This window comes from Myxococcota bacterium (assembly GCA_041389495.1).
In the GTDB taxonomy this organism is placed as follows: domain Bacteria; phylum Myxococcota_A; class UBA9160; order UBA9160; family UBA4427; genus JAWKRT01.
The window spans coordinates 1,190,134-1,215,949 of the sequence record JAWKRT010000002.1; the positions used below are offsets into that span (position 1 = coordinate 1,190,134).

The 25,816-nt window shown below is 75.8% G+C and carries 22 protein-coding genes; 12 read left to right on the forward strand and 10 right to left on the reverse strand.

Annotated elements, in window-relative coordinates; translation table 11 throughout:
* The first annotated feature begins 32 nt into the window (after positions 1–32).
* From R3E88_15920 to R3E88_15955, 8 genes are all read left to right on the forward strand, one after another.
* Positions 33–437: a DUF6484 domain-containing protein gene (locus tag R3E88_15920; protein ID MEZ4217974.1), complete on the forward strand. Its 405-nt coding sequence runs from the start codon at positions 33–35 to the stop codon at positions 435–437.
* 18 nt (positions 438–455) lie between these two features.
* Positions 456–1,739 carry a hypothetical protein gene (locus tag R3E88_15925; protein MEZ4217975.1) on the forward strand — a complete coding sequence of 428 codons (1,284 nt, stop codon included), beginning with the start codon at positions 456–458 and terminating at the stop codon, positions 1,737–1,739.
* Complete coding sequence (locus R3E88_15930; protein ID MEZ4217976.1) at positions 1,733–2,782, forward strand: DUF2169 domain-containing protein; 1,050 nt, start codon at positions 1,733–1,735, stop codon at positions 2,780–2,782. Before R3E88_15925 ends, R3E88_15930 begins: the two co-directional genes overlap by 7 nt.
* Complete coding sequence (locus R3E88_15935) at positions 2,779–3,870, forward strand: hypothetical protein (protein ID MEZ4217977.1); 1,092 nt, start codon at positions 2,779–2,781, stop codon at positions 3,868–3,870. Before R3E88_15930 ends, R3E88_15935 begins: the two co-directional genes overlap by 4 nt.
* Positions 3,855–4,364 carry a DUF4150 domain-containing protein gene (locus R3E88_15940; GenBank protein ID MEZ4217978.1) on the forward strand — a complete coding sequence of 170 codons (510 nt, stop codon included), beginning with the start codon at positions 3,855–3,857 and terminating at the stop codon, positions 4,362–4,364. Before R3E88_15935 ends, R3E88_15940 begins: the two co-directional genes overlap by 16 nt.
* 11 nt (positions 4,365–4,375) lie before the next feature.
* On the forward strand, positions 4,376–5,707 hold the full coding sequence (locus R3E88_15945) for a hypothetical protein (protein ID MEZ4217979.1): 1,332 nt from the start codon (positions 4,376–4,378) through the stop codon (positions 5,705–5,707).
* 143 nt (positions 5,708–5,850) lie between these two features.
* Positions 5,851–6,360: a hypothetical protein gene (locus R3E88_15950; GenBank protein ID MEZ4217980.1), complete on the forward strand. Its 510-nt coding sequence runs from the start codon at positions 5,851–5,853 to the stop codon at positions 6,358–6,360.
* The gene (locus R3E88_15955) at positions 6,357–6,953 is read left to right on the forward strand and encodes a hypothetical protein (protein MEZ4217981.1); all 597 of its coding nucleotides are present in this window, start codon (positions 6,357–6,359) and stop codon (positions 6,951–6,953) included. Before R3E88_15950 ends, R3E88_15955 begins: the two co-directional genes overlap by 4 nt.
* Before the next feature lie 96 nt (positions 6,954–7,049).
* Here the strand turns inward: R3E88_15955 and R3E88_15960 are convergent, their stop codons facing one another.
* From R3E88_15960 to tssJ, 10 genes are all read right to left on the reverse strand, one after another.
* On the reverse strand, positions 7,050–9,038 hold the full coding sequence (locus R3E88_15960) for a serine/threonine-protein kinase (GenBank protein MEZ4217982.1): 1,989 nt from the start codon (positions 9,036–9,038) through the stop codon (positions 7,050–7,052).
* A gap of 5 nt (positions 9,039–9,043) precedes the next feature.
* The gene (locus tag R3E88_15965) at positions 9,044–9,955 is read right to left on the reverse strand and encodes a Stp1/IreP family PP2C-type Ser/Thr phosphatase (protein MEZ4217983.1); all 912 of its coding nucleotides are present in this window, start codon (positions 9,953–9,955) and stop codon (positions 9,044–9,046) included.
* 2 nt (positions 9,956–9,957) lie between these two features.
* Positions 9,958–11,292: an FHA domain-containing protein gene (locus tag R3E88_15970; GenBank protein MEZ4217984.1), complete on the reverse strand. Its 1,335-nt coding sequence runs from the start codon at positions 11,290–11,292 to the stop codon at positions 9,958–9,960.
* On the reverse strand, positions 11,289–11,924 hold the full coding sequence (locus R3E88_15975; protein MEZ4217985.1) for an FHA domain-containing protein: 636 nt from the start codon (positions 11,922–11,924) through the stop codon (positions 11,289–11,291). Before R3E88_15975 ends, R3E88_15970 begins: the two co-directional genes overlap by 4 nt.
* A gap of 211 nt (positions 11,925–12,135) precedes the next feature.
* Positions 12,136–13,587 carry a transglycosylase SLT domain-containing protein gene (locus R3E88_15980; protein ID MEZ4217986.1) on the reverse strand — a complete coding sequence of 484 codons (1,452 nt, stop codon included), beginning with the start codon at positions 13,585–13,587 and terminating at the stop codon, positions 12,136–12,138.
* Between the two features lie 12 nt (positions 13,588–13,599).
* On the reverse strand, positions 13,600–14,487 hold the full coding sequence (locus tag R3E88_15985; protein ID MEZ4217987.1) for a hypothetical protein: 888 nt from the start codon (positions 14,485–14,487) through the stop codon (positions 13,600–13,602).
* Positions 14,484–17,708, reverse strand: coding sequence for a type VI secretion protein IcmF/TssM N-terminal domain-containing protein (locus R3E88_15990; GenBank protein MEZ4217988.1), 3,225 nt, complete (start codon positions 17,706–17,708; stop codon positions 14,484–14,486). The genes R3E88_15985 and R3E88_15990 overlap by 4 nt, the downstream gene beginning before the upstream one ends.
* Positions 17,709–17,710: 2 nt before the next feature.
* On the reverse strand, positions 17,711–18,373 hold the full coding sequence (locus R3E88_15995; GenBank protein ID MEZ4217989.1) for a DotU family type IV/VI secretion system protein: 663 nt from the start codon (positions 18,371–18,373) through the stop codon (positions 17,711–17,713).
* Positions 18,374–18,376: 3 nt separating this feature from the next.
* The gene (gene tssK / locus R3E88_16000; GenBank protein MEZ4217990.1) at positions 18,377–19,711 is read right to left on the reverse strand and encodes a type VI secretion system baseplate subunit TssK; all 1,335 of its coding nucleotides are present in this window, start codon (positions 19,709–19,711) and stop codon (positions 18,377–18,379) included.
* Positions 19,712–19,745: 34 nt separating this feature from the next.
* Positions 19,746–20,186, reverse strand: a complete 441-nt coding sequence (tssJ, locus tag R3E88_16005) for a type VI secretion system lipoprotein TssJ (protein MEZ4217991.1) — start codon at positions 20,184–20,186, stop codon at positions 19,746–19,748.
* 676 nt (positions 20,187–20,862) lie between these two features.
* Here tssJ and R3E88_16010 point away from each other — a divergent pair.
* The 4 genes from R3E88_16010 to R3E88_16025 all read left to right on the forward strand — a co-directional run bounded on the left by R3E88_16010 (position 20,863) and on the right by R3E88_16025 (position 25,815).
* Positions 20,863–22,194: a DEAD/DEAH box helicase gene (locus R3E88_16010; GenBank protein MEZ4217992.1), complete on the forward strand. Its 1,332-nt coding sequence runs from the start codon at positions 20,863–20,865 to the stop codon at positions 22,192–22,194.
* 162 nt (positions 22,195–22,356) lie between these two features.
* Entirely contained in the window at positions 22,357–23,550 is a 1,194-nt protein-coding gene (locus R3E88_16015; GenBank protein ID MEZ4217993.1) for an amidohydrolase family protein, read from the forward strand.
* 19 nt (positions 23,551–23,569) lie between these two features.
* Positions 23,570–24,625 carry a TIGR03617 family F420-dependent LLM class oxidoreductase gene (locus tag R3E88_16020; GenBank protein ID MEZ4217994.1) on the forward strand — a complete coding sequence of 352 codons (1,056 nt, stop codon included), beginning with the start codon at positions 23,570–23,572 and terminating at the stop codon, positions 24,623–24,625.
* Positions 24,622–25,815, forward strand: a complete 1,194-nt coding sequence (locus tag R3E88_16025) for a hypothetical protein (protein MEZ4217995.1) — start codon at positions 24,622–24,624, stop codon at positions 25,813–25,815. The genes R3E88_16020 and R3E88_16025 overlap by 4 nt, the downstream gene beginning before the upstream one ends.
* The last annotated feature ends 1 nt before the right edge of the window (position 25,816 follow it).

Below are 25,816 nucleotides of genomic sequence, written 5' to 3' on the forward strand. Positions count from 1 at the left end.
GCGGCGACGGAGCACCGTCGCACGCCGTCGCCGTGGCCCGCGTCGTCGCGATCGACGAGGCGGGCGCCCCCGTCGTCGCGCTCGGCGTCGCGGGCGGTGTCGCGCGCGTCGCGGCGCGCGCGACGATCGCCGTCGCGGCCGGCGACGTCGGGCGCGACGCCGTCGTCGCGTTCGAGGACGGAGACCGCGCGCGCCCGATCGTCACCGGCCTGCTCGTCGCGCCGGCGGGCGACGCCGCCTCGTGCGCGCCGACCGCGCGCGCCGCGTCGCCGCCGCGGCGCGTCGAGATCGAGGCCGCCGACGAGCTCGTGCTCCGCTGCGGCGCGGCGAGCGTCGAGCTCCGCGCCGACGGCCGCATCGTGATCCTCGGCGGCTACGTCGTGAGTCGCGCGACGGGCGCGCACCGGATCCAGGGCGGATCGGTCCAGATCAACTAGCGAGCCCGGGAGCGCGCGATGGCGCAGGCCACGCCCGACATCGTCGAGGAGCACGTCGACATGGCCGAGTTCCTGCTCGGCCAGCGCGAGCTCGCGCTCGCGTCGCTCGACTTCGACGCGGCCGACCTCGCCGACCTCGACGAGCGGCTCGTCGCGCACGTCGACGCGCTCGCGCTGGCGGGCCGCGTCGGACGCGCGACGTGCGCGTCCGAGCTCGAGGGCGGGTCGCGCGGCCGCGCGTGCGCGGCCGGCCTCGCGGCGCTCGCGTCGTGCGACGCGGAGCGCGTCGACGACGTGGTGCGCGCGTTCGGCGCGGCGGCCGGACCGACGCTCGAGGGCCTCGCGCTCGCGCTCGGGCTCGGCGGTGCCGCGGCGGGCGCCGCGGCGCGCGCGCGCATCGCGGAGGGCGACCTCGACGACCCGCTGCGCGCCGCGGCGGCGCTGCGCGCGGCGACGGCCGCGCGCGACGCGGACGCGGCGCTCGTCGCGCGGTGTCTCGCGCTTCCCGCCGTCGAGCCGCAGCGCGCCGCGTGCGAGGCGATCGGTGCGCTCCGCCTGCACCGGCTCGCCGACGCCGTGCGCGAGCGCGCCGGCGCCGCCGACGCCGCGCTCCGCGCCGCTGCGCTCCGCGCGCTCGCACTCGTCACCGCCCCCGACGCGCGCGCGCGCTGCCTCGAAGCGGCCGCGCGCGCGAGCGGCGACGCGCCGACGGACGACGACCTCGCACTCGCGTGCGCCGCCCTCGAGGTGCTCGGCGCGATCGCGTCGCCCGACGACGCCGACGCGATCGGCCGCCTCGCGACGGGCGGCGCGGCGCCGGTCGCGCGCGCCGCGCTGCTCGCGCTCGCGGGGCTCGGAACGCCCGAGGCCGTCGAGGCGATCGTCGCGTGCGTCGAAGCCGGCCGCGAGTCGGGAACCGCGGGCGTCGCCTATCTCTACGTCGTCGGTGCGCTCGACGAGCGCCCGGCCGAGCGTCTGCACGCGCAGCCGCCCGAGCGCGCGCGCGACGACGCCGCGCTCGTCGCGGAGGCGCAGGCGTGGGACGCGTCTTCCGACCTGCCCGCGTTCGACCCGTCGCGCGTGCGCGCCGACTGGGAGGCGCGTCGCGCCGCGCTCGCGCCGCGCACGCGCCACCGCGCCGGGGTCGCGCTCGCGATCGACGCCGGGGTGGCGCCGACGAGCCCGCTCCCGCTGCAGCGCCTCGAGGCAGTCGCGGCCGCGCTCGCCCGCCCCGCGGCCGTCCTCGAGCCGGTCGAGGCGCTGCGGTCGCCGCTCGTGCGCGCGGCGGTCGCGGCGTGCTGAGCGTCGACAACGCGACGCCCTACGCCGTCGCGGCGATCCCGTATGCGGACAAGCACGGGCGCGACGGGCTCGCGGTCGTCGCGAAGGGCACGTTCGAGATCGCGGGCCCGGGCGAGCCGGTCGCGCTCGCCGACGAGCAGGAGCCGGTCGCGTTCGCCGACGCGTGGCACGGCGAGCCCGGCGCGTCGAGCCTGCGCTACGCCGCGGACTCGACGCCGCCGAAGCCGGGCGCGGACGTCGCGCTCGTCGGTCACGCCTATCCGCCGACCGCCGACGCGCGCGAGTTCGACGTGTCGCTGCAGGTGGGCGAGCGCATCCACGTCGTGCGCGTGTTCGGCGACCGGCACTGGGAGCGCGGCCTGCTCGGCTGGCGCCCCACGCCGCCCGAGCCCGTCGAGCGCGTGCCGCTCGTCTACGAGCGCGCGTTCGGCGGCGCCGACCTCTGCCCGAGCGACCCGGCGAAGCACGCCTTCGAGCCGCGCAACCCGGTCGGCACGGGCTTCGTCGGACGCGGCGGCCGCGAGCGGCTGCGCGATCTCGCGCTGCCGAACCTCGAGGATCCGGGCGCGCCGATCGGGCGGCCGAAGGATCGCCCGGCGCCCGCGGGCTTCGGATTCGTCGCGCCGGCGTGGAGCCCGCGCGCCGAGCGCGCGGGCACGTACGACGACGCGTGGCAACGCGATCGCTGTCCGCTCCTTCCGCTCGACTTCGACGAGCGCTTCTTCCACGCCGCCCATCCCGCGCTCTGCTCCCCGCAGCCGCTCGCGGGCGGCGAGCGCGTGCGCATCGTGAACGCGAGCCGCGACGGCACGCTCGACTTCCGCCTTCCCGCCGAGTCGCTCGCGGTGACGGCGTGGATCCGCGGCGAGCCCGTGCGCGGCGAGTCGCGCCTCGACACGGTCGTGATCGAGCCCGACGCGCGCCGGCTCGTCGCAGTCTGGCGCGCGGCGATCCCGTGCCCGCGCACGCTCCTCTACGTGCAGTACGTGTTCGTGAAGCGCGCCGGGGACGCGCGCGGCGACGCGCGCGCGGAGGTCGCGTGAGCGCCGTCGCCGCGCCGGGCGCGGTCGTGACGGCCGTCGGTGCCGTGACCCCGGTCGGCTGCGGCGTCGTCGAGACGGGCGCCTCGATCCGCGCGGGCATCGCGCGCCTGCGCGTGCATCCGAGCTACGTGCCGATCCAGCCCGAGATCCCCGACGGCGAGCCCGAGCCCGTGCGCGCGGCGTGGGTGCTCGATCCCGGGCTCGGCGTCGGGCTGCGCGAGCGACTCGCGCGGCTCGCGCTCGCCGCGCTCGCCGACCTCGCCGCGACGAGCGGGCTGCGGCGCGACGAGTGCGAGGGGCTTCCCGTCGCGTGGGCGCTGCCCGAGCGCGGACGCGACGGCATCGCCGACGTCGACGCGGCCGACCTCGCGCGCGACGTCGCCGCGCGCAGCGGGCTCGCGCTCGCATTCGCCGGCGCGTGCGAGGACGGCCACGCGGCGGCGCACGCCGCGCTCGCGCGCGCGCTCGAGCAACTCGCGGGCGGCGCGCCGCGCTGCCTGGTCGTCGCCGTCGACTCGCAGCTCGACGAGGACGTGCTCGCGTCGCTCGACGCCGCCTACCGGCTGCGCAGCGCGCGCAACGTCGACGGCTACATCCCCGGCGAGGCGGCGGTCGCGCTGCTCGTCGAGCGCGCCGACGCGGCGCGCGCGCGCGGCGCGCACGCGCCGGTCGCGATTCGCGGCGTGGCGCGCGGGGACGAGCCGTCCTCGAGCCGGTCGGACGCCGCGTCGACGGGCGCGGGGCTCGCGGAGGCGTGCCGGGCGGCGCTCGCGGGAGCGGCGCTCGAGCGCGCGCGCTGGGTCGTGTGCGACCTCAACGGCGAGAGCCATCGCGCCCACGAGTGGGGCACGGTATCGACTCGGCTCGCGGCGGAGCTCGCGTCCCCCGCCGTGTGGCACCCGGCCGACTGCGCGGGCGACGTCGGGGCGGCGTCGGGCGCGCTCGGGGTCGCGCTCGTGGCGCGCGCGCACGCGCGCGGCTACGCGCCGGCCCGCGATGCGCTCGTCTGGTGCGCGTCGGAGGGCGCCGCGCGCGCCGCGGCGATCGTCGGCGCGAACGAGGAGGCAGGCCCATGGGCTCGACCGTGATCGTCAACGGCCGCACCGCCGTGCACAAGGGCAGCGGCGGCGTCTCGACCGCCTTCCCCGACGTGTGCAAGACGCCGACGCCCGGCGGCCCCGTCCCCATTCCGTATCCGAACGTCGCGATGTCGTCGGACACGGACAAGGGTGCGAAGAAGGTGAAGGTCGACGGCAACCCGGTCGCGCTCGCGAGCTCGAACTTCAAGACGAGCACGGGCGACGAGGCGGGCTCGGCGGGCGGCGTCGTGTCCTCGAAGACGAAGGGCAAGGCCGAGTTCGTGAACTACTCGTTCGACGTGAAGGCCGAGGGCAAGAACGTGCCGCGGCTCGGCGACCTGATGCTGCAGAACAAGGGCGGCTCGCCGAACACGCCGCCCGCGCCCGAGGTGCAGCCGCCGGCCGTGGCCGTGCCGCTCGCCGACCCGGAGGCGCAGGACGACGAGCTCGAGGAGGTCGCCGTCATCGACGTCGAGGAGTACGACCGCGAGGAGTCGGAGTAGGAGGCGGCGCGATGCCGACGTTCCAGCAGTGGGTGAACTTCCCCGACCGCGACGGCCGCATCGGCAGCGTGGCCGTGACGCGCGCGGACTTCGTCGACGGCGACGTGCCCTCGACGAGCCGGATGGGGCGCGTCGTCTACGTGCGCGCGCGCTTCCGGCGCAACGAGTCGGGCGGGGTCGCGAAGCTCGAGATCATTCCCGACGGCGACAACGCTCGCTATTCGCTGCGCGAGCGGAGCAGCCACGCGGGCATCTTCGTGCCGTCCGCGCAGCGCGGCGTGCGCATCGCGCGCGACGGGCGCGCGCGCTTCCGCGTCACGCTCCCGCCGGCGGGCGGCGACAAGTTCCGCTTCCGCGCGCGCAACCCCGCGACGGGCCACACCGTCGACTGCGACGTCGAGATCGAGACGCGGCGCAAGCTCTTCTTCCAGCTGATCCGCATGCGGCGCGCGCGCAAGATCACCGCCGCACACGCGCGCCGCTTCGAGGACCGCTTCTGGGACACGGGCTCGAAGCTCTACCTGAAGCTCGAGGAGCTCGCGACCGGCCGCACGATCCCGAACCTCGTGAACTTCGACGACACGATCCAGTCGGTCGCCGACCGCGTGAAGCGCGACGCGCGCGGCCAGTACGACGCGTCGCGCGCGCCGTTCTCGTTCGTCGTCGTCTTCGTCAACCGCAACTGCATCCAGGGCACGGAGAACGGCAGCCAGCGCGCGACGAACGGCGGCGGCGCGCTGCAGATCCAGACGAACGACCCGCTCTTCCACTACGCCGACCCGTCCGTCGGCTACTACAACCGCGTGACGTGGACGCCCGACGGCGGCCCGCCCGAGGTCGTGCCGCGGAGCGCCATCACGGTCGTCGACAAGTGGACGCTCTCGATCGACGCGTCGGCGCTCGCGTCGGGGCCCGGGCGGCTGCGCTGGTCGCTCAAGGTGGTCGAGATCGAGGGGATGGGGCTGTCGCTGCCGACGGAGAACCTGTGCACGGTCGCCTCGCGTTCGCTCGACGCGACGGTGCCGAGCCGCGAGATGCTGAACGTGATCGTGCACGAGGTCGGCCACAAGATCGGCATGGTGCCCGGGCCGCAGGGCGACCCCGACCTCGACCGCCAACCCAAGTACTACGACGGGCGCGGGCACAGCGGCGGGCACTGCCACTTCGGCGCGCCGCTGCTCGCCAACTACATGGCCGCGGGCAACCCGTCCATCGACCCGCGCTGCACGATGTTCGGCGACACGAGCTCGGACACCGACCGGTTCTGCCGCTACTGCCTGCGCTCGGTGCGCCGGCTCGACGTGAGCCCCGCGCGCAAGCAGGGCCTGCGGCGGCAGTTCTGATGCGGCGCGGCCCGGCGAGCGGGCGGAACGGCGCGGCGTGGGCGTGGGCGATCGCCGCGGCGCTCGCGCTCGCGTCGGGCTGTGCGAGCGCCGGCGCGAGTGCGGGTGTGGGCGCGGGAGACGCCGCGGGAGGGGAGGGAGCGATGAGCGGAACGGATCCGGTCGAGGACGCGGCGGCCTTCGAGGCGGTCGATGTCGGGAGCTTCCGCGAGGCGGAGTGCTCTCCCGTGTTCGACGACGACGAGCGCGGGCTGCGCATCCGCATGCCGGCGCGCGCGGTGCTGCCCGTCGCGGGCGGCGCGTTCGAGCCCGACGCGCGGCTGCCGCTGTGCATGGCCGTGCAGATGAGCGGCCTCGAGCTGCGCGGCTACGACAGCGTGTTCGAGGCGGTGAACGTCGTCGTCGTCGACGACGCCGGCGAGAGCGTCTTCGCGGGCCGCGTCTGGCGCGACCGCACGCGCCGGCCCGCGCAGCGCCCCGAGCGCAGCGACGACGCGCTCGCCGCCGTCACGCTCACGAAGTTCTACAACCCGGATCTGCTCGAGTTCGCGGCGCTCCCGGCGCGCGCCGGGCGCTACCACGTCACCGCGCTGCTCGACGACATGAAGTCGAACACGTGCTCGGTCGAGGTCGTGCCGGAGGGCGAGGAGTGAGCGACCGCGCGGACGCGGACGCGCGCACCGCGGAACGCCTCCCGCACTTCCGCGCCGCGCCGACGAGCCCGCGGCTCGACGACGGCGCGCTCGGCATCGCGCTCGCGACCGACGGGGTCGTGGCGTCGCGCGACGCGCGCACGTGGCCGCTGCGCGGCGTCGTGCGCATCGCGCTGCCCGAAGGCCTCGACCGGCCCGTCGACGTGCTGCGCCGCATCGCGATCGTGATGACGCCCGAGGCGGACCGCGTGTCGCAGCCGCACCGCGTCGCCGCCGACGCCGTGCTGTTCGACGACGACGTGGTCGCGGGCGAGCGCGTCACCGCCCACTTCAACGTCGACGTCCTGCGCGCCTTCCGCCCGGTCGCGCGCCGCGACCGCTATCACTTCGTGGCCGCGATCGGCGCCCACACCTCGGACGTCGTGAGCGTGGACGTCGAGCTGCCGTGGCTCGACGAGGGCGCGGGCGCCGCCGCCGACGCGGCGGACGAAGACGCCGCGGATGCCGCGGCGGACGACGAGCCCGCGGACGACGCGGACGACGGCGACGAGGAAGCGGACGATCCGGGCTGGGAGGTCGACGACCCCGCGTGAGCCGCGCGCCGAGCGCGCGTGCGGCCTCGCGCGGCGCGCGTCGGGCCGCGCGTCGAGCGCGTGTCGGGTTCGAGGCCGCGCGCCGCGCGTCCGTCGTCAGGGCGCGGTGGCGCCCTCGCGACCGCCGGCGCCGCCCGCCTCCGCGCCGAGCGCGCGCTCGAGCTCGTCGGCCGCCTGCGCGAAGAGCCCGGCGGCGCGCGGCCAGTCCTCGGCGCCCATCGCCTCGTTGCCCTCGGCGAGCAGGAACGGCGCGCGCCCCGCGTCGCCGCCGCGCTCGCGCAGCGCCTCGATGGCGCGTTCGGCGCGCAGCTTCGGCCGCGCGGCGGCGGCGATCGCGGCGGCGTTCTCGAAGTCGGCGCTCGCGGTCGCGAAGAGGCCGCGCGCCGCGCGGAAGTCGCCCGCGCGCTGCGCGCGTTCGCCGCGCACGAGGCCGAGCTTCGCGGTGCGGTAGGCGCGCAGGTAGGTGGCGTCGTCGAGGCCCGGCCCGTCGGCGGCCTCGTCCGCGGCGCGCGCGCTCGCGTGGGCTTCGTTCGCGGCGCGCTCCCACGCCGCGGGGAGTCCGCGCTCGAGCTCCGCGGCGGTGGCGAGTGCGCTCGCTCCGCGCGCGGCGCGGGCGGCGCGCGCGTCGGCGAGCGCGCAGCCGGCGGCCGTCGGCGCCTGACCGAGCTTCGCGATGTCGTCGCTCAGCGCCGTCCACGCGTCGCCCGCGACCTCGGGCGCGCCGGCCTCGACGAGCCGCGCGCCCGCCTCGCGCGCGCGCGCGAGCGACGCCTCGGTCTGCGCGGCGAGCGCTTCGTCGGCGACGATCTCGCACGCGTCGTCGAGCGCGGCCCGCGCGTCCGCGAAGCGCTGCTGCGCGAACGAGAGCTTCTGCGCGTCGCCCTCGGCGGCGCCGGCTTCGAGCGTCTGCTCGCCGCGCATGAGGTCGTCGGTCGCCTTCGAGACGAGGAGCTCGGCGCGCTCGACGACGGGCCCGAGCGCCGCGGCGCCGATCGCCGCGTCGGGGCCGAGGTCGGCCGCGGCGCGCACGGCGGCGAGCGCGCGCTCGCGGTGCGCGCGGGTCGTCTCGCGCGCCTCCGCCGCCGCCTCGCGCAGCGATGCGAGCTCGCGCGAGCGGAAGAGCGCATAGGCGCCGCCGGCGAGCGCGAGCAGCAGGACCAGTGCCGCCGCGATCGCCCACGGCGGCGGCCCCGCGTGGCGCGGCTGCGCGACGGGTGCGGGCGCCGCGGCCTCGCGCAGCGCGGCGCGCATCTCGGCGGCGCTCGCATAGCGATCGTCGGGCGCGATGCGCAGCGCGCGCCGCAGCACGTCCTGGACGGCGCGCGGCACGCCCGCCTCCTTCGGGAAGCGGACGTCGAACTCGGAGCGGTTCATGACGAGGCTGCCGATGTACATCAGCACCTCCATGCCGCTCGTCGAGTCGATCGACTCGACGTGGTCGTACACGACGTTGCCGGTGAGCGCCTCGTAGAGCGTGAGCGCGAGCGAGAACAGGTCGCTGCGCGCGTCGACGGGGCGGCCGCGCGCCTGCTCGGGCGACATGTAGAGCGCCGTGCCGACGGCGACGCCCGTGCGCGTCTGGCTGCTCGCCGTCTGCTCGCGCGCGATGCCGAGGTCGCCGAGGCGCGCGATGCCGCGGCTGTCGAGCAGCACGTTCGCGGGCTTGATGTCGCGGTGCACGATCTGGTTGGCGTGCAGCGCCTCGAGGCCGTCGAGCAGCCCGTCGAAGAGCCGCAGCGCCTCGTCGACGCCGAGCGGCCCGCGCTCCTTGAGCCGCATCTTGAGCGTCGGCCCGTCGACGAAGCTCATCGCGTAGTAGTAGTTGCCCGTCTCGTCGTCCTGCCCGAAGTCGTAGATCGCGACGACGTTCGGGTGCTCGATGCGCGCGAGCCAGGCGGCCTCGTTCTTGAACCGCTGGAACTCGTCGCCGCGCGCGGCCTCGGGCTTCAGCATCTTGAGCGCGAGGCGGCGGCCTGCGAACACGGGGTCGAGGTCGCGCACCTCGAAGACCCACGCGAACGCGCCTTCGTCGACGTAGCGGACGACGTCGTAGCGGCCGATGCGCGAGAGGGATCGGGGGTCCATCGGGGTCATCCCTGCCAGAGGAGCCAGGCCGTCGCGAGCACGAGCAGCACCGTGACGACCGTCGTCGCGGCGGCGATGCTGCGCACGCGCGGGTCGACGCGCGGCGCGGCGGTGGTGCGCGGCAACGGCGGCACCTCGATCTCGTCCGTGCTCGCGTCGGCGCGGCTCGCGGCGCGCTCGGCGCCGGCGATCGCGACGACCTGCACGGTGACGTTGTCCGGGCCGCCGTTCGCGTTCGCGAGCGCGACGAGCGCGCGCGCCGCCTGCGCGGGCGAGCCGGCCGCGAGCGCGGGCGCGATCGCGTCGTCGTCGACGCAGCCGCAGAGCCCGTCGCTGCACAGGAGCAGCCGGTCGCCCGGCACTGTGTCGACGGCGCGCACGTCGACGAGCACCTTCGGCTCGACGCCGACCGAGCGCAGGATCTCGTTGCGGCGCGGGTGGTGCGCGGCGTCGGCGGGGTCGAGCAGGCCGCGGCGCACGAGCTCGGCGACGACGGAGTGGTCCTCGGTCAGCGCCTCGAGGCGGCCCGCGCGCAGTCGATAGGCGCGGCTGTCGCCGACGTGCGCGACGAAGGCGCCGCCGTTCGCGGCGAGCAGCAGGGCGACGCTCGTCGCGCCCATGCCGCGCAGCGAAGGATCGGCGTCGGCGGCGCGCTGCACGGCCTCGTTCGCCGCGCGGAGCGCGTCCTCGAGCAGCTGCGGCGGCGGCGCCTCGGAGCGCGCGAACTCGGCGCCGACGGTCTCGACGACGAGGTGGCTCGCCGTCGCGCCGCCCGCGTGGCCGCCCATGCCGTCGGCGAGCACGAGCAGATGCGCGCCGTCGCCGCGCGTGAACTCGCCGCACCAGTCCTCGTTGTGCGCGCGCACGCTCCCGACGTCGGTGAGCGAAGCCGTCTCGTGTCGCGCGGCGCCCGCCACCGTCACGCCTCCACCCGCAGCTCGATGTCCGCGATGCGGATACGGTCGCCCGGGCGCAGCGTCGCCGTCTTCACGCGGTTGCCGTTCACGAGCGTTCCGTTGCTCGACGCGCAGTCCTCGATCTCGAGCGACCGTCCGCGGCGGTAGATGCGCGCGTGGTAGCGGCTCACGGCGGGCGACTCGAGCACGAGGTCGTTGTCCGCGAGCGCGCCGATGCGCGTCGTGCGCGCGCGCAGCGGGAGGCGCTCGCCCTTGCGCGGGCCGCTCTCGATCCGCAGCTGGCTCGCCGAGCCCTTCGCCCACGCGAACGCGCCGATGCCTCCGCCCGCCAGCGCGACGCCGACCGCCCACGGCCACCACGGCCCGCCCACTTCGGGATACGACGCGACGCGCGTCGCGCTCTGCCCCTCGACGCGCACCACGACCTCGTGCGCCGCGCCGTCGAGGTCGGCCGGGTAGCGCACCACGTAGCTCTGCTTCATCTGGCGCAGCACGCTCGCGAAGAAGTCCGGCAGGTAGACGCTCGACGACGCCTGGAAGAACGACGCCTGCGTGCGCTTCGCGACGTGGCGCAGGGCGGAGAGGTCGGCCGCGCTGCCGCTGCCGAGGCCGATCGCGAAGATCGGCGTGCGCGCGTCGCCGGCGGAGCCGTGGGCGAGCTCGGCGACGACGTCGGCGGTGGCCGCGCTGCCGACGTCGGCACCGTCCGAGAACACGACGAGGAAGCTGCGGCGGGGCAGGTCGCGGCGCGCGCGCACGGCGCCGAGCGCGTGCTCGAGCGCGTCGAAGAGCCGCTTCCGCTCCGCCGGGCCCGAAGGGCCCGCGCGCTGCGCGAGCTGCTCGAGCGCCGCGCGCGCGTCGGCGCGCGGCGCGTCGAAGCTCGCGACGTCCTCGACCTCGTCGCCGAAGGCGACGACCGCGACGCGGTCGAACTCGCCGAGGTCGTCGAGGAGGTCGAGCGCCCCCGTGCGCGCCCGCGCGAACGCGTCCGCGTCGATCGACGCGCTGACGTCGATCGCGAGCGCGCAGGCGACGCCGTGGGTCGTGGCTCCGAGCGCGCGCAGCTCGAGGTCGTCGGCCGCGATGCGCTCGCCCGCGTCGACGATCTCGATGTCGACGGGCCGCAGGTCGTCGACCGGCTCGCCGATCGACGTCTCCGCGCGCAGGTAGAGCTCGACCGTGCGCGCGCCGTCCGGCGCGGGCACGACGTCGTCGAGGAAGAGGCGCTCGACCTTGCGCAGCGCGAACGCGCCGTCGTCGGCGGCGCGCGCGATGGCGCTCGCGACGATCGCGAGCGCGAGCGCCGGAAGCGCGCGCGGGAGGCCGTGCGCGCTCATGACCCTTCGATGGTGCGGAAGCGGAACGTCGAGCGTCCGAGGCGCACCGCGTCGCCGTCCTTCAGCTCGCTCCCGTCGACCGGCTCGCCGTTCACGAACGTCGGGTTCTGCTCGGCGAGCGAGGCGATCACGAAGAGGCCGTGGTCGTGCACGATCTCCGCGTGCTCGCGCGAGAACTTGAGGCTCTGGCTGCGGAACACGACGTCGCACTGCTCGCCGCGTCCGAGCTTGTTGCGCCCGTCGCGCAGCGCGTAGAGCTCGCCCTCCTCTTCGCCCTCGATGCCGACGAGCACGCCGCACACGCTGCCGCCGAGCGTCGGGATGCGGTGGTACTCGGTCTCGGCCGCGCTCGTGTTGCCACCCGCGGCGGGCGGGCGCGGTGCGGGCGGCATAGCGGGGGCCGGCGCCGCCGGGCGCGCGGCGGGAGCGACGGCGGGCGGTGCGATCGGCGGAGGCGCGACGGGTGCGGAAGGAGGGGCTGCGGGCGGGGGGGAGGCGGGAGCGGGCAGGTCGACCGCGCGCATCTGGACCGTCGGATCGCTGCGCTCGCGCGGGCGCGTGCGCGCGCCGCGCCGCCCGCGCTGCGGGCGGGGCTCGCCCTTCAGGCGATCGATCCAGTCGCGAAGTCCCACGGCGGCGCGCTCCTCGCTCCTCGTTCGGGGTGCGGACACGGGCTCCGTCGGCGCGTCCGGGCGCGCGGTCGGCCGCGTTCGTGGCGCGCGCGCGGCCCGCATCCGGTGCTCCGGCAGGACGGCCCACCATACCACGCAGCCCGCGCAAGTCCGCGATTTCGGTAGCGGTCCCGGGCCGTTCGGCCCCCGCCTTGCGGCCGTGCGCAGGCGCTCAGCGGCGCACCGGACGGTAGCCGGCAGCTTCGAGCGTCTCGGCGCGCGGAAGGCCGCCCTCGCCCGCGACCGCGGCGGTCAGGAAGCGCGTCACGTAGAGGCGGGTCTCCTCGGGAATCAGCGAGCGATCGACGAGCGTCCAGTACGAGCGCTCGCTGAACGGGTCGTCGAGCTTCTTGAGCGCGCGCTGCACGCCGTTCTCGCCGTAGTTGTAGCCGGCGAGCGCGAGCAGCAGGGCGCTGCCGCTGAACTCGAAGGCGAGGTCCTGCAGGTAGTGCGCCGCGGCGCGCGTCGACTTCCCGGGGTCGAGCCGCTCGTCGATCTGCGCGTCGACGCGAAGGCCGTAGTGCCGCGCCGTCGCGGGCATGAACTGCCACAGCCCGACGGCGCCCGCGTGGCTGCCGGCCGTCGTCACGTAGCTGCTCTCGATCAGCGCGAGGTAGTGGAGCAGGGCGGGCATGCGCGCGGCCTCGAGCTCGCGGCGCAGCATGGGAACGATGGGCCGCCCGCGCTCGAGCGCGCGCTCGAGCACGCCGTACTCGACGCTCATGCGACGCGCGATCTGCGACGGGAGGCGGCTCGGGTAGCCGTCCGGGTCCTGGCGGAGCTCGCCGAGCACGACGCGGACCCACTCGTCGATGCAGCCGTCGAGGCCGGGCGCATCGACGCGGTCGAGCGCGCAGCGCGCGGAGGCCGGCGCGCCGCGCGCCGCGGAGGGGCGAGGCGCGGCGGCCGACGCCGACGTCGACGTCGACGTCGCCCGGGCCTGCGGGTCGTCGCCGCGCGCCGCGGGCGTGCGCGTTCCCGCGTCCTCCGCGAGCGCGCGCTCGAACAGCGCGAACAGCGGCGGCGCGCCGTCCATGCCGTCGGCGATGCGCTCGATGCCGACGCGCAGCGCGTCGTGGCGCGGGACGTCGTCGAGGTAGCCCTCCTTGAAGAGCAGCCCCGCTGCGTGGCGGAGCTTCGTCTTCACGGCCTCGGCGTCGCCGGCCTCCGAGGCCGCGACGGCCTCGCGCGCGAGCGCGCGCGCCGCGTCGAGCACCGGGTCGTCGCCGGTGCGCCCGACGAGCAGCGCCACGAGCGCGGCGAGCAGCGCGACGGCGAGCGCCGCGCCCGCGCCGACGGCGATCGCGCGCGGCGACGCGCCCGACGGCGCGGCCTCGAGCACGAACACCACCTCGTCCGCGAGCTCGAGGCGGTCGCCCTCGTGCAGCAGCACGGGCTCCGCGCCGAGCGGCGTGCCGTTGAGCTTCGTGCCGTTGCTGCTGCCCGCGTCGTAGACCGTGTAGCGGCCGTCGTCGCGCGGGCGGAGCACGGCGTGGATGCGCGACACGCGCGCGTAGTCGCAGGCGAGGTCGCAGGCCGCGTCGCGCCCGATGCGCATCTCGCCGCGCAGCGTCGTCGCGCCGCGTCGCTTGCCGTCGCGAAGCTCGACGAGGCGCATCGACATCGGAGGCGCGCGCTAGCGGAGCCGCAAGCAGACGTCGAGCTCGTCGACGCCGCCCGCGCCGACGTCGGCGGCGGCCGAGGAGACGAGACGCGCGCGGCTGCCCGACGGGAGCACGTCCGTCACGCGCGCGCGGCCGAGCAGCGCGTCGCCGCGGAGCACGTGCGCGATGGCGCCCACCTCGATGCCGTCGCTGCTCCCCTGGTTGAGCTCGAGCACGAGCGCGCCCGCTGCGTCGCGCTCGACCGCGAGCAGCAGGAGGCGCGACGCGGGGTCGCACGCCGGCGGTGTGTCGGCGGCGGCCTCGGACGGTGCGGCCTCGGGAACGGGCGTCGGGGGTGTCGTCGTCGTCGGCGGCGGCGTCGTCGTCGGGCGGCGCACCGCGCGATCGGGCGACAGCGGCTCGATCGTGGCCTTGATGTCCCAGTCGCCGCGCTCGGCCGCGCCGTCCGCGGCCGCGACGCGCAGCGCATAACGTCCGGCCGCGAGGCGCTCGTGGAGGAGCTTGGTCGTGCTCCGCCGCGACCACTCGCCCGACGCCCGCGTCGCACCGCTCTCGTCGACGACGTCGACGCGAAGCGGTGCGAGCTCGGCAGGGGCGACGACGTCGACGCGCAGATCGCCCGCGCGGTCGAGCGCGATCGCATAGCAGGCGGGACAGCCGCCGTCGGCGCAGAGCGACTCGCTCGCGTAGTGGCCGAGCGCGAGCGCCGGGCAGCCGGGCTCGCCGGGCGCGTCGCCGCCGCCGGTGATGATGCTCGGCTTCGGCATCCAGGACTCGACGACCGCCATCCAGGCCTGCATCTGCGCACACCCCGCGGCGGTCGCGGCGGCGCACGCCGCGACGGCGAGGGCGAGACGGCGGAGGCGGCGAGCGCGCGCGTTCGAGGGCGGGAGAGTCATCGCGGAGGGCTTCCTAGTGAGGAGGGGGGCGGACGGTGCTGCAGGGCGCGGAGCGTCTGCGCGCCCTGCGCCACGTACTCGAGCTCGATCGACGCGCCCGACTCCGGGTAGTCGAGGCGCCACCGGTAGCGGTCGCGCGACACCGGACGCGCCTCGTTCAGGAAGTCGGGGAACGCGAAGGGGCCTGCGTAGCGCAGGCGCGGCCGCAGCTCGACCTCGTCGTTGTTCGCGTCGAGGCCGACGACGCGCAGCTCGAGCGCATTGCAGTCGGGCGACCACAGGAAGCGGTGCGGGCGGCGCCCGCCCTCCGTGTACACGAAGGCCGGCTGCGGGTCGCTGCACGTGAGCCGCAGCTCGCGCCGCGCGACCTTGACGCTTCCGCGCGTCGTCGTCGCGGGGATGCCCTCCATCACCACTGGCACGCGCGCGCCCGTCTCGAGCATCCGCACGATCGTCCCGGCGCGGTCGAGCCAGGCCGCGGCGTCGGCGCCGAAGGGGACTGCGCGATCGGCGATCACGGGGATCGCGCCCTGATCGCCCCAGAAGAGGCCGAGGTCGTCGTCGAGGAACTTCGCGAGCGCGCCGCCGCGGCCGTACAGCTCGAGCATGCCCTGCGTGTCGAGCTGCCCGCGGTCGAAGCGATCGGCGATGCGGGCGCGCCAGGCGGGCTCGAGGCCGCGCAGCGACGACGCGAGCACGTGCGAGGCGCCGTCGAGCACGGGCATCGACAGGATGGAGCGCAGCTTCGCGGCCGATGCGGCGTCGCCCGTCGCGGGCACGAGGTCGCGCACGGCGAGCAGCGCCTTGCGGAAGGAGGTCTCGCCCGGCTGCGCCATCGCGCGCGCGAGGTCGAGCGCGAGCGCCGGGTTCTCCGACGCGCTCGCGACCTCGGCGCCGACCTGCTCGAGCAGCGCGAGGTAGCCGGGCCAGGGCGCCTGCGCTTCCTCCTCGTCGGCCGGCTCCGTGCGGTGCACGGCCGCGACGACGTCGATCCACGCGGGCGGCGCGCCGTCGCGCGGCAGCGCCACCGCCGTGTTCTCGTGGATGGCGTCGACGAGGCGCACGTAGCCCGAGCCCTTCACGTTCGCCTCGGCGCGCGGCGGCATCGGCGTCGCGTGGAGGAAGCGGCGCCAGCGCTCGTCGTAGCCGGTGACGTAGGCGCGCCGGAACGCCGCGACGCGCTCGGTGGAGGAGCCCGTCGCGTCGACGGCGCGGACGAGCGTCGAGACGATGCCCTCCCAGCCGCGGCGCGTGTACGGCCCGCTGACGGCGGGCGCGTCCTCGCCGGCGGGCACGCCGAGCGCGGCGTACGTCACCGCGGGGTAGAGCTTCGTGCGCTCGGCCCACCCGTTGAAGCGCTCGATGTCGAGCAGCTCGCGCGCGGTCTCGGAGACGAGCTCCGACTCGCTGCGCGCGCGCTCCTTGCGCTCCTCGGGCGCGATCCACCCGGCGAACGCCGCATAACATCGGTCGAAGGCGTCGCGGCCCGACGTCGCGACCGGCGCGTAGGCGGCGATGCGCGGCTCGGGCGCGTCCGCGCTCGCGACGGCGCCCGCGTGCAGCCACGCGACGTCCTGCGCGAGGCTCGCGAGCGCCTCGAACGCGCCGTCGTCCGCGCCGCGCACGCCGCCGCGAAGGCGCGCCTTCGCCGGCGCCTCGAACTCGCGGCCGAAGGCCCAGAGGAACGTCGTGCGCGCGCGCGCGAGACCGGCGTCGAGGTTCGCGCCGAGCCCGCCCGTCTGCAGCACGGTGCGCTCGCCCTCCGCGCCCGCGATCGCGGCGCGCAGCTCGTCGAGCAGCTCGACGTTCGAGGAGCCGGCGGCCGCGAGCCGCGCCGTGCGCGAGAGCTCGCGCAGCGCGCCGAGGTTCTCGGTGAACGACACGCCCCACCAGGCCGCGAGCAGCACGAACACGGTCGCGGCGAGCGCATGGAGGAGGCGGCGGCCGCGCGGGCTCGTGGAGTCGAGGGGCAGGGCGAGCGCCTCGTCGCCGAGCACGATCTCGTCCGAGAACAGGTCGCGCGTGAACAGGCCGCCCTCGCCGAAGCTCCCGGCGACGTCGTGCTGCGCCCACGCGTGGCCGAGCCGCTGCAGCTGCGGGGAGAGCGTCGTGCCCTCGCGGCGCGCGCTCGTGAGGTAGACGCCGCGCAGGAAGGGCATCTCGTCGTACGACGACGGCGCGAACGCGGCGGCGACGAAGTCGGTGACGGCGTCGGCGACCGCCGCGAGCTCCTGCGGAAAGGCGTACAGGCGGCGGCGCCGCGCGGCGTCGGGCTCGCGCGCGACGAGCCCGGGCACGAGCGTCTCGAAGCGCGCGACGAGCGGCGCGAGGCCGCGCGCGACCGTCTCGCGCGGGTGCGCGAGCTCGCGCTCGTCGTTCGTGAAGCCGAGCGCCTCGGCGAGCCGCGCGCCGGGCAGGTGGCCCGCCGTCTCGACGAAGCCCTCGATCGCGTCGCACTTCGTGACGACCACGTACACGGGCGCGCCGACGTGCAGCGTGTCCTCGATCTCGTTCAGGCGTCGCCGCGTCGCGAGCGCGAGCTGCTCGAGCTCGCCGGCCGAGCGCGAGAGCAGCGACGTCGCCGACACGGCGAGCACGATGCCGTTGATGGGGACGGACGAGCGCTGCCGCCGCACGAGGCGCAGCAGCGCGCGCCACTCGCGCGCCGCTTCCTCGTCGTCGCCGAGCAGGTAGCGGCCGGCCGTGTCGATCGCGACGGCCTGGTTCGCGAGCCACCACTCGCACGTCGCGGTCGGGCCGCGGCCGCGCCCGTGCGCGAACTTGGCCGGGAGGTCGAGGCCGCTGGCGCCGAGCAGCGCGCTCTTCCCGCTGCCGGGCTCGCCGACGACGAGCAGCCACGGCAGCTCGGCCGCGCCCGCCTCGCCGATGCGCGACGAGCGGATGTCGTCGACCGCGCGCGCGACCGCCTCGTGGACGCGCGCCTCGGCCGTTCCCGCGGCGGGCGCCGGCGCGTCGCCGCCGTCGCGATCGTCGATGCCGCGCCCGAGCCGGTCCGCGCGCTCGCGCGCGAAGACCGTGCGCCAGAACGCGACGAGCAGCGCGGCGAGCGTGAGGAAGAGCGCGACGACCACGGCGACGAGCCAGTCGCCGATCAGCAGGTAGCCGGCGACGCCGAGCAGCACGACCGCGAGCACGCAGACGAGCGGGATCGCGACCTTCGGCTGGGCGACGGCCTTCAGCCACGCCGGGGCCTTCGGCATCGTCAGCCGCCCGCCGGCAGCGCGACGCCGCTCGCGACCCAGCGCAGCACGCCCCAGAGCAGTGCGAAGAGCCCGACCGCCGCGGCCGCCCAGCCCGCACCGATGCGCGCGACGGCGCCGCCGCGCGCCGGGCGCAGGTCGACCTCGACCTCGTAGGCCGCGGGCGCGAGCGGCGTCACCGCGCTCGCGTCGACGGCGCGCCCGGCGACGCGCAGCTGCTCGAGCTGGTGGCGGAGGATCTCCTGGCGCTGCGCGTCGTGGCCCGCCCACTGGCCCTGGAAGCCGAACGCGAGGCAGAGCGCGAAGACCTCGCGTGCGTCGCTCTCGTCGGGGCGCAGCAGGGCGAGTCGCTCGTAGAACTCGTTGCCGGCGCGCTGGGTGCGGAAGAGCTGCTGCTGCAGCGGCTCCTGCGCCCACGCGTCGTGCCCGGCCCACGCCGTCAGCAGCACCAACTCGTCCGCGAACGCGACGAGCGCGAAGCGCGCGGCCTCGACCTGCGCGGCGTCGAGGCCCTCGGCGGACGCGCGGCTCGCGAGCTGCTCGAGCAGCGCGGTGAGCTGCGCGCGCAGCGCGGACGGCGCGGGGCGCGTCGCCTCCGGCGCCGACGCGAACAGCACGACGGCCGAGACGAAGTCGCACGCGATGCGGCCGAGGGGCGCGGCCACGCCTCAGCTTCCGCCGGTCACGACGTAGAGGCGCACGTCGGCGCTCTCCACCTTCGGCAGGCTCAGCGCGAAGTCGAAGTCGTCGCGCACGCGCTTCCAGTTCTCGTGGTGCGCATCGAGGCGGAAGTACTCGAAGCCCGGCGTCGCCGCGATCTCGAGCGGCGCCGACGCCATGTGCTCGATCGGCAGCGTGTCCTTCGAGAGCAGCAGGGCGACGCGCACGTCGCCGAGCGCGCCGAGCTTCGCGGCGAGCACGCGGTCGACGAGCTCCTTGCGCTCGAGGCTCGCCTTCACGCCGAGGTAGAACTGGTGGTGCGGGTCGACGCGATCGGTGTTGAGGTCGGTCGTGAGGTAGACCTTCTTCTCCGCGTCGTACGGCATCGCGAGCGCCTCGTAGCTCGTGGGCACGGCCGACGAGAGGCGCGCCTCGACGAAGTCGAGCAGCGCGCCGAAGCAGCGCACCGGGTCGTCGTGGGCGTAGACGGGCAGCTCGGCCGGCTCGTCCGCGTGGAAGGCGGCGAGCGCGCCGGCCGCCTCGACGAGCACGGTGTAGAGCTCGTAGGGCCGCGTGTGCCCGGTCGAGAGCACGTGGCGCAGCAGCGGCGCGAGGCGCGCGAGCGTGTAGCGCATCCACAGCCGCGGCAGGTCGCCGACGCCCGTGCCCGCGGTGCGGGCCGCGACGACGCGCGCCTTCGCGGCGATCTGCGAGACGACCTCCTGGATGCGGTCGTGCAGCGGCGCCCACGCCTGCACGGCGACGAGCGGCGGGCCGACCTCGGGCGCGAGCGCGAAGGGCCGCGCGATCTCGCCGGTCGCGACGACGTCGCAGAGCCGGAACGCGTCGTGGCGCTCGAGCTCGGACTCCTCGCCCGACAGCAGGAGCCGCAGGCTCGGGCGCAGCTGCTCGACGGGCTCGCCCGCGCCGCCGCGCGCGAGGTCGGGCAGCTCGCTCTCGACGAGCTCGAAGCGCGCGTCGCGCCGCGCGGCGCCCGGCGTCTGCACGCTCGGCTCGTTCGTCGCGACGCGCGGAAGCGCGAGGTAGACGGTCGTGCGCTCGGCGGTCGCGTCGAACTCGCGCGCGGGCAGCGACGCGGCGCCCGGATACGACACGAACGTCCCGTCCGGCAGGATCGCCTCGAGCCGCAGCAGCTCGACGCGGTGGGCCGACAGCGCCTCCTCGTTCACCTCCACCTGCACGACGCCCCAGTGGAACGGATCGATCGCGCTCGCGTGCCGCCGCATCCGCTCGAGCAGGAACAGGTCGTGATGCTGGAAGTGGTGAGGGCGCAGGAACATGCCCTCGGTCCAGGCCACGGAGTGGTGTCGCAGCGGCGCCATGTCGAGCTCCCGAGTCCGTCGCTCTCCGCGCGACTCAGTCGAGGTAGAGGTCGCGCGCGGTGAGGTGCAGGCGCGGCGTGAAGAAGAACGAGCAGCGCGCGGGCACCACCTGGCGGCGCGAGCCCTCCGGATCGCCGGGCGCGCGGTAGTAGTCGGCGATCACGCCGAGGTGCTGCGTCTCGCCGGGGAAGAGCTTCTCGAACCTGCGTCCCTGCTCGCCCGGGCCGAGCGCGAGCTGCGCGGGGCGCGACAGCATGCCCGTGCCCTCGACACCGGCGAGCAGGTCGTCGACGGGCGTCTCCTCGAACACCGCGCTGCTCGACAGCGGGAACACGAAGACGGTGACGGGGTGCGACTGCTCGTTGTAGAGGTTGAGGTCGGCATCCGCGTCGAGCCGCAGGCAGGCCGAGCGGGGCTCGGCTCCCCCCGTCGCGCAGCCCGCGAACGCGGCCGCGACGAGCGCCGCGAGGCCCACGGCCGCGCGGCCGCGCGACCCGTGCGGGGCGGCGGCCGGCCGCGGCCGCCGAGAGCGCCATCCATCGAGCACCGGCACCTCCCCCCGCCATTGCGGCGCGTGATCGCGCCTCGCGGCCGCGTCGCGTGGCCGTGCCGCGGCGCGGAGGCGCTCGTCCCGCCGCGGGCCGACGCGACTCGCAACTGCGCGAGCCAAGGCAGCGGGATGGAGCCTATCACGCGAGGAGACGGGGAGGGCGCACGCCGCGCGCGGGGCGGGGGCCGAGCGGCCCGCCCGCCATGCCGGGCGGCGCGATGCGGCCGCGCGCGACGCGGGCGGGCCGCATCGCGCGCACCCGCGGAGCCGCCTCGCGCCGCTCCCGCCGACCCGCCCCGAGCGCGCGCGGCCCTGTCGCGGAGCGCGCGCGGCCCCGTCGCGGAGCGTGCGCGGCCCTGTCGCGGAGCGCGCGCGGGCGAGCGCGCCGCCGGATCCGCGCTATACCCCCGCCGTCCGCGAGCCGATGGGGCTCGCGCGAGGCGAACAACAGGACCCGCGCGCCGGCTCTCGCCGGCCCCTCCCCAGGGTCGCGTCGCCCAACACTCCTTCTTTCCCTTCGCTGTTGTCGGGGCAAGAACGTCGCGGCCGTGCCGCGCGCGAGAGACTCGCGCGTGCGGGCCGTGGAGCACCGTTTCCAAGAATGGCTACTGCCACACCTTCCGTTCCGATCCATTCCGGCTCGCGCGCACACGGCGCCGCGAGCCCGTCGTCGCCGAGTGGCTTCGACGCCTTCGATCTCGAGCCGCGGATCGCCCGCGGCGTGCGCGCGGCCGGCTACGCCGAGCCGCGCCCGATCCAGCTCCAGACCATCCCCGCGGCGCTCGACGGGAGCGACGTGCTCGGCCTCGCGCAGACGGGGACGGGCAAGACCGCGGCCTTCGCGATCCCGATCCTCGATGCGCTCGTCGACGAGCGCCCGGGCCGGCCGCTCGCCCTCGTGCTCGCGCCGACGCGCGAGCTCGCGGCGCAGATCGACGGCGAGTTCCGCACGCTCGCGAAGTTCACGAAGCTGAGGACGGCGACCGTGTTCGGCGGCGTCGCGCCGTCGGTCCAGATCCGCGCGCTGCGCGACGGCCCGCAGGTCGTCGTCGGCTGCCCGGGCCGCGTCCTCGATCTCGTGCAGCGCGGCGCACTGCACCTCGACGAGGTCGAGATCCTCGTGCTCGACGAGGCCGACCACATGTTCGACATGGGCTTCCTGCCGGACGTGCGGCGCATCCTGGCCGCGCTCCCGCGCGAGCGTCAGAACCTGCTCTTCTCGGCGACGATGCCGAAGGACGTCCGCAAGCTGGCCGACGAGGTGCTGCACCGCCCGCACGTGGTGGAGCTCGCGAGCGCGTCCCCGGCGTCGACGATCGAGCACGCGCTCTATCCCGTCGCCGAGGATCGCAAGCGCGCGCTGCTCGACCGGATGCTCGACGCGGACGGCTGCGAGTCGGTGATCGTGTTCACGCGCACCAAGCACCGCGCGCGGCGCCTCGCGCAGCAGCTCGAGGCCGGCGGTCGCCGCGCCGTCGCGCTGCAGGGGAACATGTCGCAGTCGCAGCGCGAGCGGGCGATGCGCGGCTTCCGCGGGGGCCAGTTCGACGTGCTCGTCGCGACCGACATCGCGGCGCGCGGCATCGACGTGACCGGCGTGTCGCACGTGATCAACTTCGACGTCCCGACGACGCCCGAGGCCTACCTCCACCGCATCGGCCGCACCGGCCGCGCGGAGCGGGAGGGCACCGCGGCCACCTTCGTGACGCGCGAGGACGCGGCCTGGGTGCGCGCGACCGAGCGCCTGATCGGCGCGCCGATCGCGCGCGGCGCGGTCGAGGGCTTCGAGCTCGAGGCGGCGATGCCCGAGCGCGAGCCGCACCGCGGCGGCGGCGGGCGCGGGGGCGCGCGGCCCGGAGCCGGAGGCGCTCGCCGCGCGGGCGGCGCGCCGGGGCGCTCGGGCGGCCGCCGACGGCGCCCGCGCTCCCGCTAGCTCCCGCACGCCGGGGCGTTGTCGCCGCGCGACGCGCGGGCGTACCATGCGCGCCGCGGGAGACGCATCCGCGCGGAGGGGCCCCGGGCCCCTCCGCGCATCGCCGACCCCGCCCCACGCCCGACCGACGTCAGCACCGGCACGACAGGAAGGACCGCACCCATGAGCGACCTCGGCTACAAGCCCTTCGACGCGGACAACCACTACTACGAGGCGCACGACGCGTTCACGCGGCACGTGCCGAAGGCCATGCAGCCGCGCTGCGTGCAGTGGTGCGAGATCGAAGGACGCAAGCACCACCTCGTCGGCGGTCGGCTCTCGCGTGCGGTCGCGAACCCGACGTGGAACCCGATCGCGAAGCCGGGCGCGATCGCCGACTACCTGCGCGGCAACCCCGACAAGAAGGACCCGAAGACGCTGATGGGCGAGCGCGAGCCGCTCCCCGACTACTACATGGATCGCGACGCGCGCGTCGCGAAGCTCGAGGAGCAGGGCCTCGAGGGCATGTGGCTCTTCCCGACGCTCGGCGTGCTCTACGAGGAGCTCCTCAAGCACGACACCGAGGCGGTGAAGGTGCTGTTCCGCGCCTTCAACCGGTGGGTCGACGAGGACTGGGGCTGCAACTACAAGGGCAAGATCTTCGGGGCGCCCTACATCACGCTGTGCGACGTCGACTTCGCCTGCGAGGAGCTCGAGTGGGCGCTCGCGCAGGACGCGCGCGTGGTGGCGATGCGGCCCGCGGCGGTCGTGACGGCGCACGACGGGACGCTCTCGCCGTCGAGCCCGACGTTCGACCCCTTCTGGGCGCGTGTGAACGAGGCCGGCATCACGGTCGTGATCCACGCCGGCGACTCGGGCTACACGACGCACGGCTACGTGCGGGACGGCTTCACGTCGGTCGGTGCCGCGAGCGCGATCTCGCCCAACATCAAGCACTTCAACATCGAGCGCGCCGCGTACGACTTCCTGGTCACGCTCTGCTACGAGCGCCTCTTCGAGCGCTTCCCGAACCTGCGCATCGCGTCGGTCGAGAACGGCGCCGAGTTCCTGCCCGACCTGTTCCGCAAGCTCCGGCAGTCGCGCGACCGCCTCGCGGTCACCGGCTACTACAAGGAGGACCCGGGCGAGCTGTTCCGGCAGCACGTCTGGATCAACCCGTTCTGGGAGGACGACCCGTACGAGGTCGAGTCCTTCATGGGTGCCGACCGCGTGATCTTCGGCTCGGACTGGCCGCACATCGAGGGCATGCCCGAGCCGCTCGACTACGTCGGCGAGATCTCGAAGTTCGACGCCGCGAAGAAGCGCCGCATCCTGCGCGAGAACGCGCTCGAGCTGAACGAGCGACGGCCGGCCTAGCATCGGGCGCGGGGGGCGCGTGAAGGTCGACGGCGCGATCTTCCCGGGCCGCGACGACCTCTCGCTCTACGAGAGCGACCTGTCGAGCGTGCCCGCGCGGGCCCGCCTGCTCGAGCAGCAGGGCTTCGACGGGCTGTTCACGCTCGACACGTCGATCGACCCGTTCTTCACGCTGCTCCTCGCCGCCGAGCACAGCGAGCGCATCGAGCTCGTCACGGCCGTGGCGATCGCGTTCGCGCGCACGCCGATGACGATGGCGCTTCCCGCCTGGAACCTGCAGAAGCTCTCGGGCGGGCGGCTCGTCCTCGGGCTCGGCTCGCAGGTGCGCGCGCACGTCGAGAAGCGCTTCGGGATGCCCTGGCACGGCCCGGCGCGACAGATGCGCGAGTTCGTGCTCGCGCTGCGCGCGATCTGGCACGCGTGGCAGACGGGCGAGCCGCTGCGCTTCCGCGGCGAGCTCTACACGCACTCGCTGATGAACCCGCTGTTCGACCCCGGCCCGATCGACGTTCCGCCTCCGCGCGTCGTCGTCGGCGCGCTCGGTCCGCAGATGGTGCGCGTGGCCGGCGAGGTGGCGGACGGGCTCTACGGCCACCCGTTCACCACGAGCGCCTTCGTGCGCGAGGTGCAGCTCCCCGCGCTGCGCGAGGGGCTCTCGGCCAGCGGGCGCACGCTCGCGGACTTCGACATGCCCGCGATGCTCCTGACCGTCACCGGGCGCGACGCGCGCGAGCGCGCCGTGGCCGAGGGCGCGGCGCGCCGGCTGCTCGCCTTCTACGGCTCGACGCCCGCCTACTACTGCGTGCTCGAGCAGCACGGGTTCGACGACCTCGGGCCGCGGCTCAACCGGATGTCGAAGGAGGGCCGCTGGGCGGAGATGTCCGCGCTCCTGCCCGACGAGCTGCTGCGCGAGATCTGCCTCGTCGGCACACCCGACGAGATCCCCGACCTCGCGCGCGAGCGGTGTCGCGGCGGGTGCGACCGCATCACGTTGTACGCGCCGTATCCGTCGAGCCCCGAGACGTGGCCGTCGATCGTGCGCGGCATCCAGCGGATCCCGGTGGAGGGGCGATGACGAGCAGCGCGACGACGCACGAGGAGATCGCGAGCCGCGTGACGCGGCTGTTCGAGGAGCAGGTGCGCGCGCGGCCGAAGGCGCGGCGCGCGGGCGACGTGCTGCCGAGCGTCGACGCCATCACGGTCGAGTGGCTGAACGACGTGCTCGCGGACGTGCGCGGCCCGGCGCGCGTCGCGGCCTTCCGGGTCGAGGACGTGAGCGCGGGCACGCACGCCCGCCATCGCGTGCACCTCGAGTGGGAGCCGCCGGGCGAGGCGCGCGCCCTTCCCGCGACGCTCTTCACGAAGTCGCTGCCGGACGTGCAGACGCGCATGATCGCCGGCATCACCGGCCACGCGCGCACCGAAGGCCTGTTCTACACGCAGCTGCGCCCCGAGCTCGACCTCGAGATCCCGCGCGCCTACCACTCGTCCGTCGATCGCCAGTCGTTCGCGGCGCTGCACCTGCTCGAGGACGTCGGCGCGACGCGCGGCGCGGCCTTCTGCAACCACGAGACGCGCGTCACGCGCGACATGGCCGAGCAGATGATCGACCTGCTCGCGGTCGTCCACGGCCACTTCCACGGCGACCCGCGCTTCGCCGACGCCTTCCGCGCGGTGGTGCCGTACGACCGCTGGTTCCGCGGCGGCATCGAGAAGCTGCGCATCGACCACTACACCGACCTCGCGCTGACGCAGGCCGCCGACCTCATCCCGCCGCGCCTGCTCGCGCGGCGCGACGAGGTCTGGCCGGCGTCGCTCGCGGCCCTCGCGGTGCACGAGCGCAGCACGCCGACCTTCCTGCACTCGGACGTCCACATCGGGAACTGGTACCGGACGCGCGACGGCCGCATGGGCCTGTGCGACTGGCAGTGCGCCTCGCGCGGCCACTTCTCGCGCGACGTCGCCTACGTGCTGTCCGCGGCGCTCGACGTCGAGGACCGGCGTCGCTGGGAGCGCGCGCTCGTCGAGCGCCACGTGGAGCGGCTCGAGAGCGAGGCGCACGAGCGGTTCGACCGCGACGACGCGTGGAAGCACTACCGCCAGCAGATGCTGCACGCGCTGCTGATGTGGACGCCGACCCTCTGCCACTCGGAGCATCTGCCCGACATGCAGCCGGAAGCCGCGTCGCTGTGCATGATCGAGCGGATGACCGCCGCGATCGACGACCTCGACTCGCTCGACGCGCGGGCCGACGCCGCGCGGTAGC

What these genes read in the sequence shown, in the direction of transcription:
- R3E88_15925 (MEZ4217975.1), top strand. Translation starts at nt 456, where the DNA reads ATGGCGCAGGCCACGCCCGACATCGTCGAGGAGCACGTCGACATGGCC.
- R3E88_15940 (MEZ4217978.1), top strand. Translation starts at nt 3,855, where the DNA reads ATGGGCTCGACCGTGATCGTCAACGGCCGCACCGCCGTGCACAAGGGC.
- R3E88_15945 (MEZ4217979.1), top strand. Translation starts at nt 4,376, where the DNA reads ATGCCGACGTTCCAGCAGTGGGTGAACTTCCCCGACCGCGACGGCCGC.
- R3E88_15950 (MEZ4217980.1), top strand. Translation starts at nt 5,851, where the DNA reads ATGAGCGGAACGGATCCGGTCGAGGACGCGGCGGCCTTCGAGGCGGTC.
- R3E88_15960 (MEZ4217982.1), bottom strand. Translation starts at nt 9,038, where the DNA reads ATGGACCCCCGATCCCTCTCGCGCATCGGCCGCTACGACGTCGTCCGC.
- R3E88_15970 (MEZ4217984.1), bottom strand. Translation starts at nt 11,292, where the DNA reads ATGAGCGCGCACGGCCTCCCGCGCGCGCTTCCGGCGCTCGCGCTCGCG.
- R3E88_15980 (MEZ4217986.1), bottom strand. Translation starts at nt 13,587, where the DNA reads ATGTCGATGCGCCTCGTCGAGCTTCGCGACGGCAAGCGACGCGGCGCG.
- R3E88_15985 (MEZ4217987.1), bottom strand. Translation starts at nt 14,487, where the DNA reads ATGACTCTCCCGCCCTCGAACGCGCGCGCTCGCCGCCTCCGCCGTCTC.
- R3E88_15990 (MEZ4217988.1), bottom strand. Translation starts at nt 17,708, where the DNA reads ATGCCGAAGGCCCCGGCGTGGCTGAAGGCCGTCGCCCAGCCGAAGGTC.
- tssK (MEZ4217990.1), bottom strand. Translation starts at nt 19,711, where the DNA reads ATGGCGCCGCTGCGACACCACTCCGTGGCCTGGACCGAGGGCATGTTC.
- R3E88_16010 (MEZ4217992.1), top strand. Translation starts at nt 20,863, where the DNA reads ATGGCTACTGCCACACCTTCCGTTCCGATCCATTCCGGCTCGCGCGCA.
- R3E88_16015 (MEZ4217993.1), top strand. Translation starts at nt 22,357, where the DNA reads ATGAGCGACCTCGGCTACAAGCCCTTCGACGCGGACAACCACTACTAC.
- R3E88_16025 (MEZ4217995.1), top strand. Translation starts at nt 24,622, where the DNA reads ATGACGAGCAGCGCGACGACGCACGAGGAGATCGCGAGCCGCGTGACG.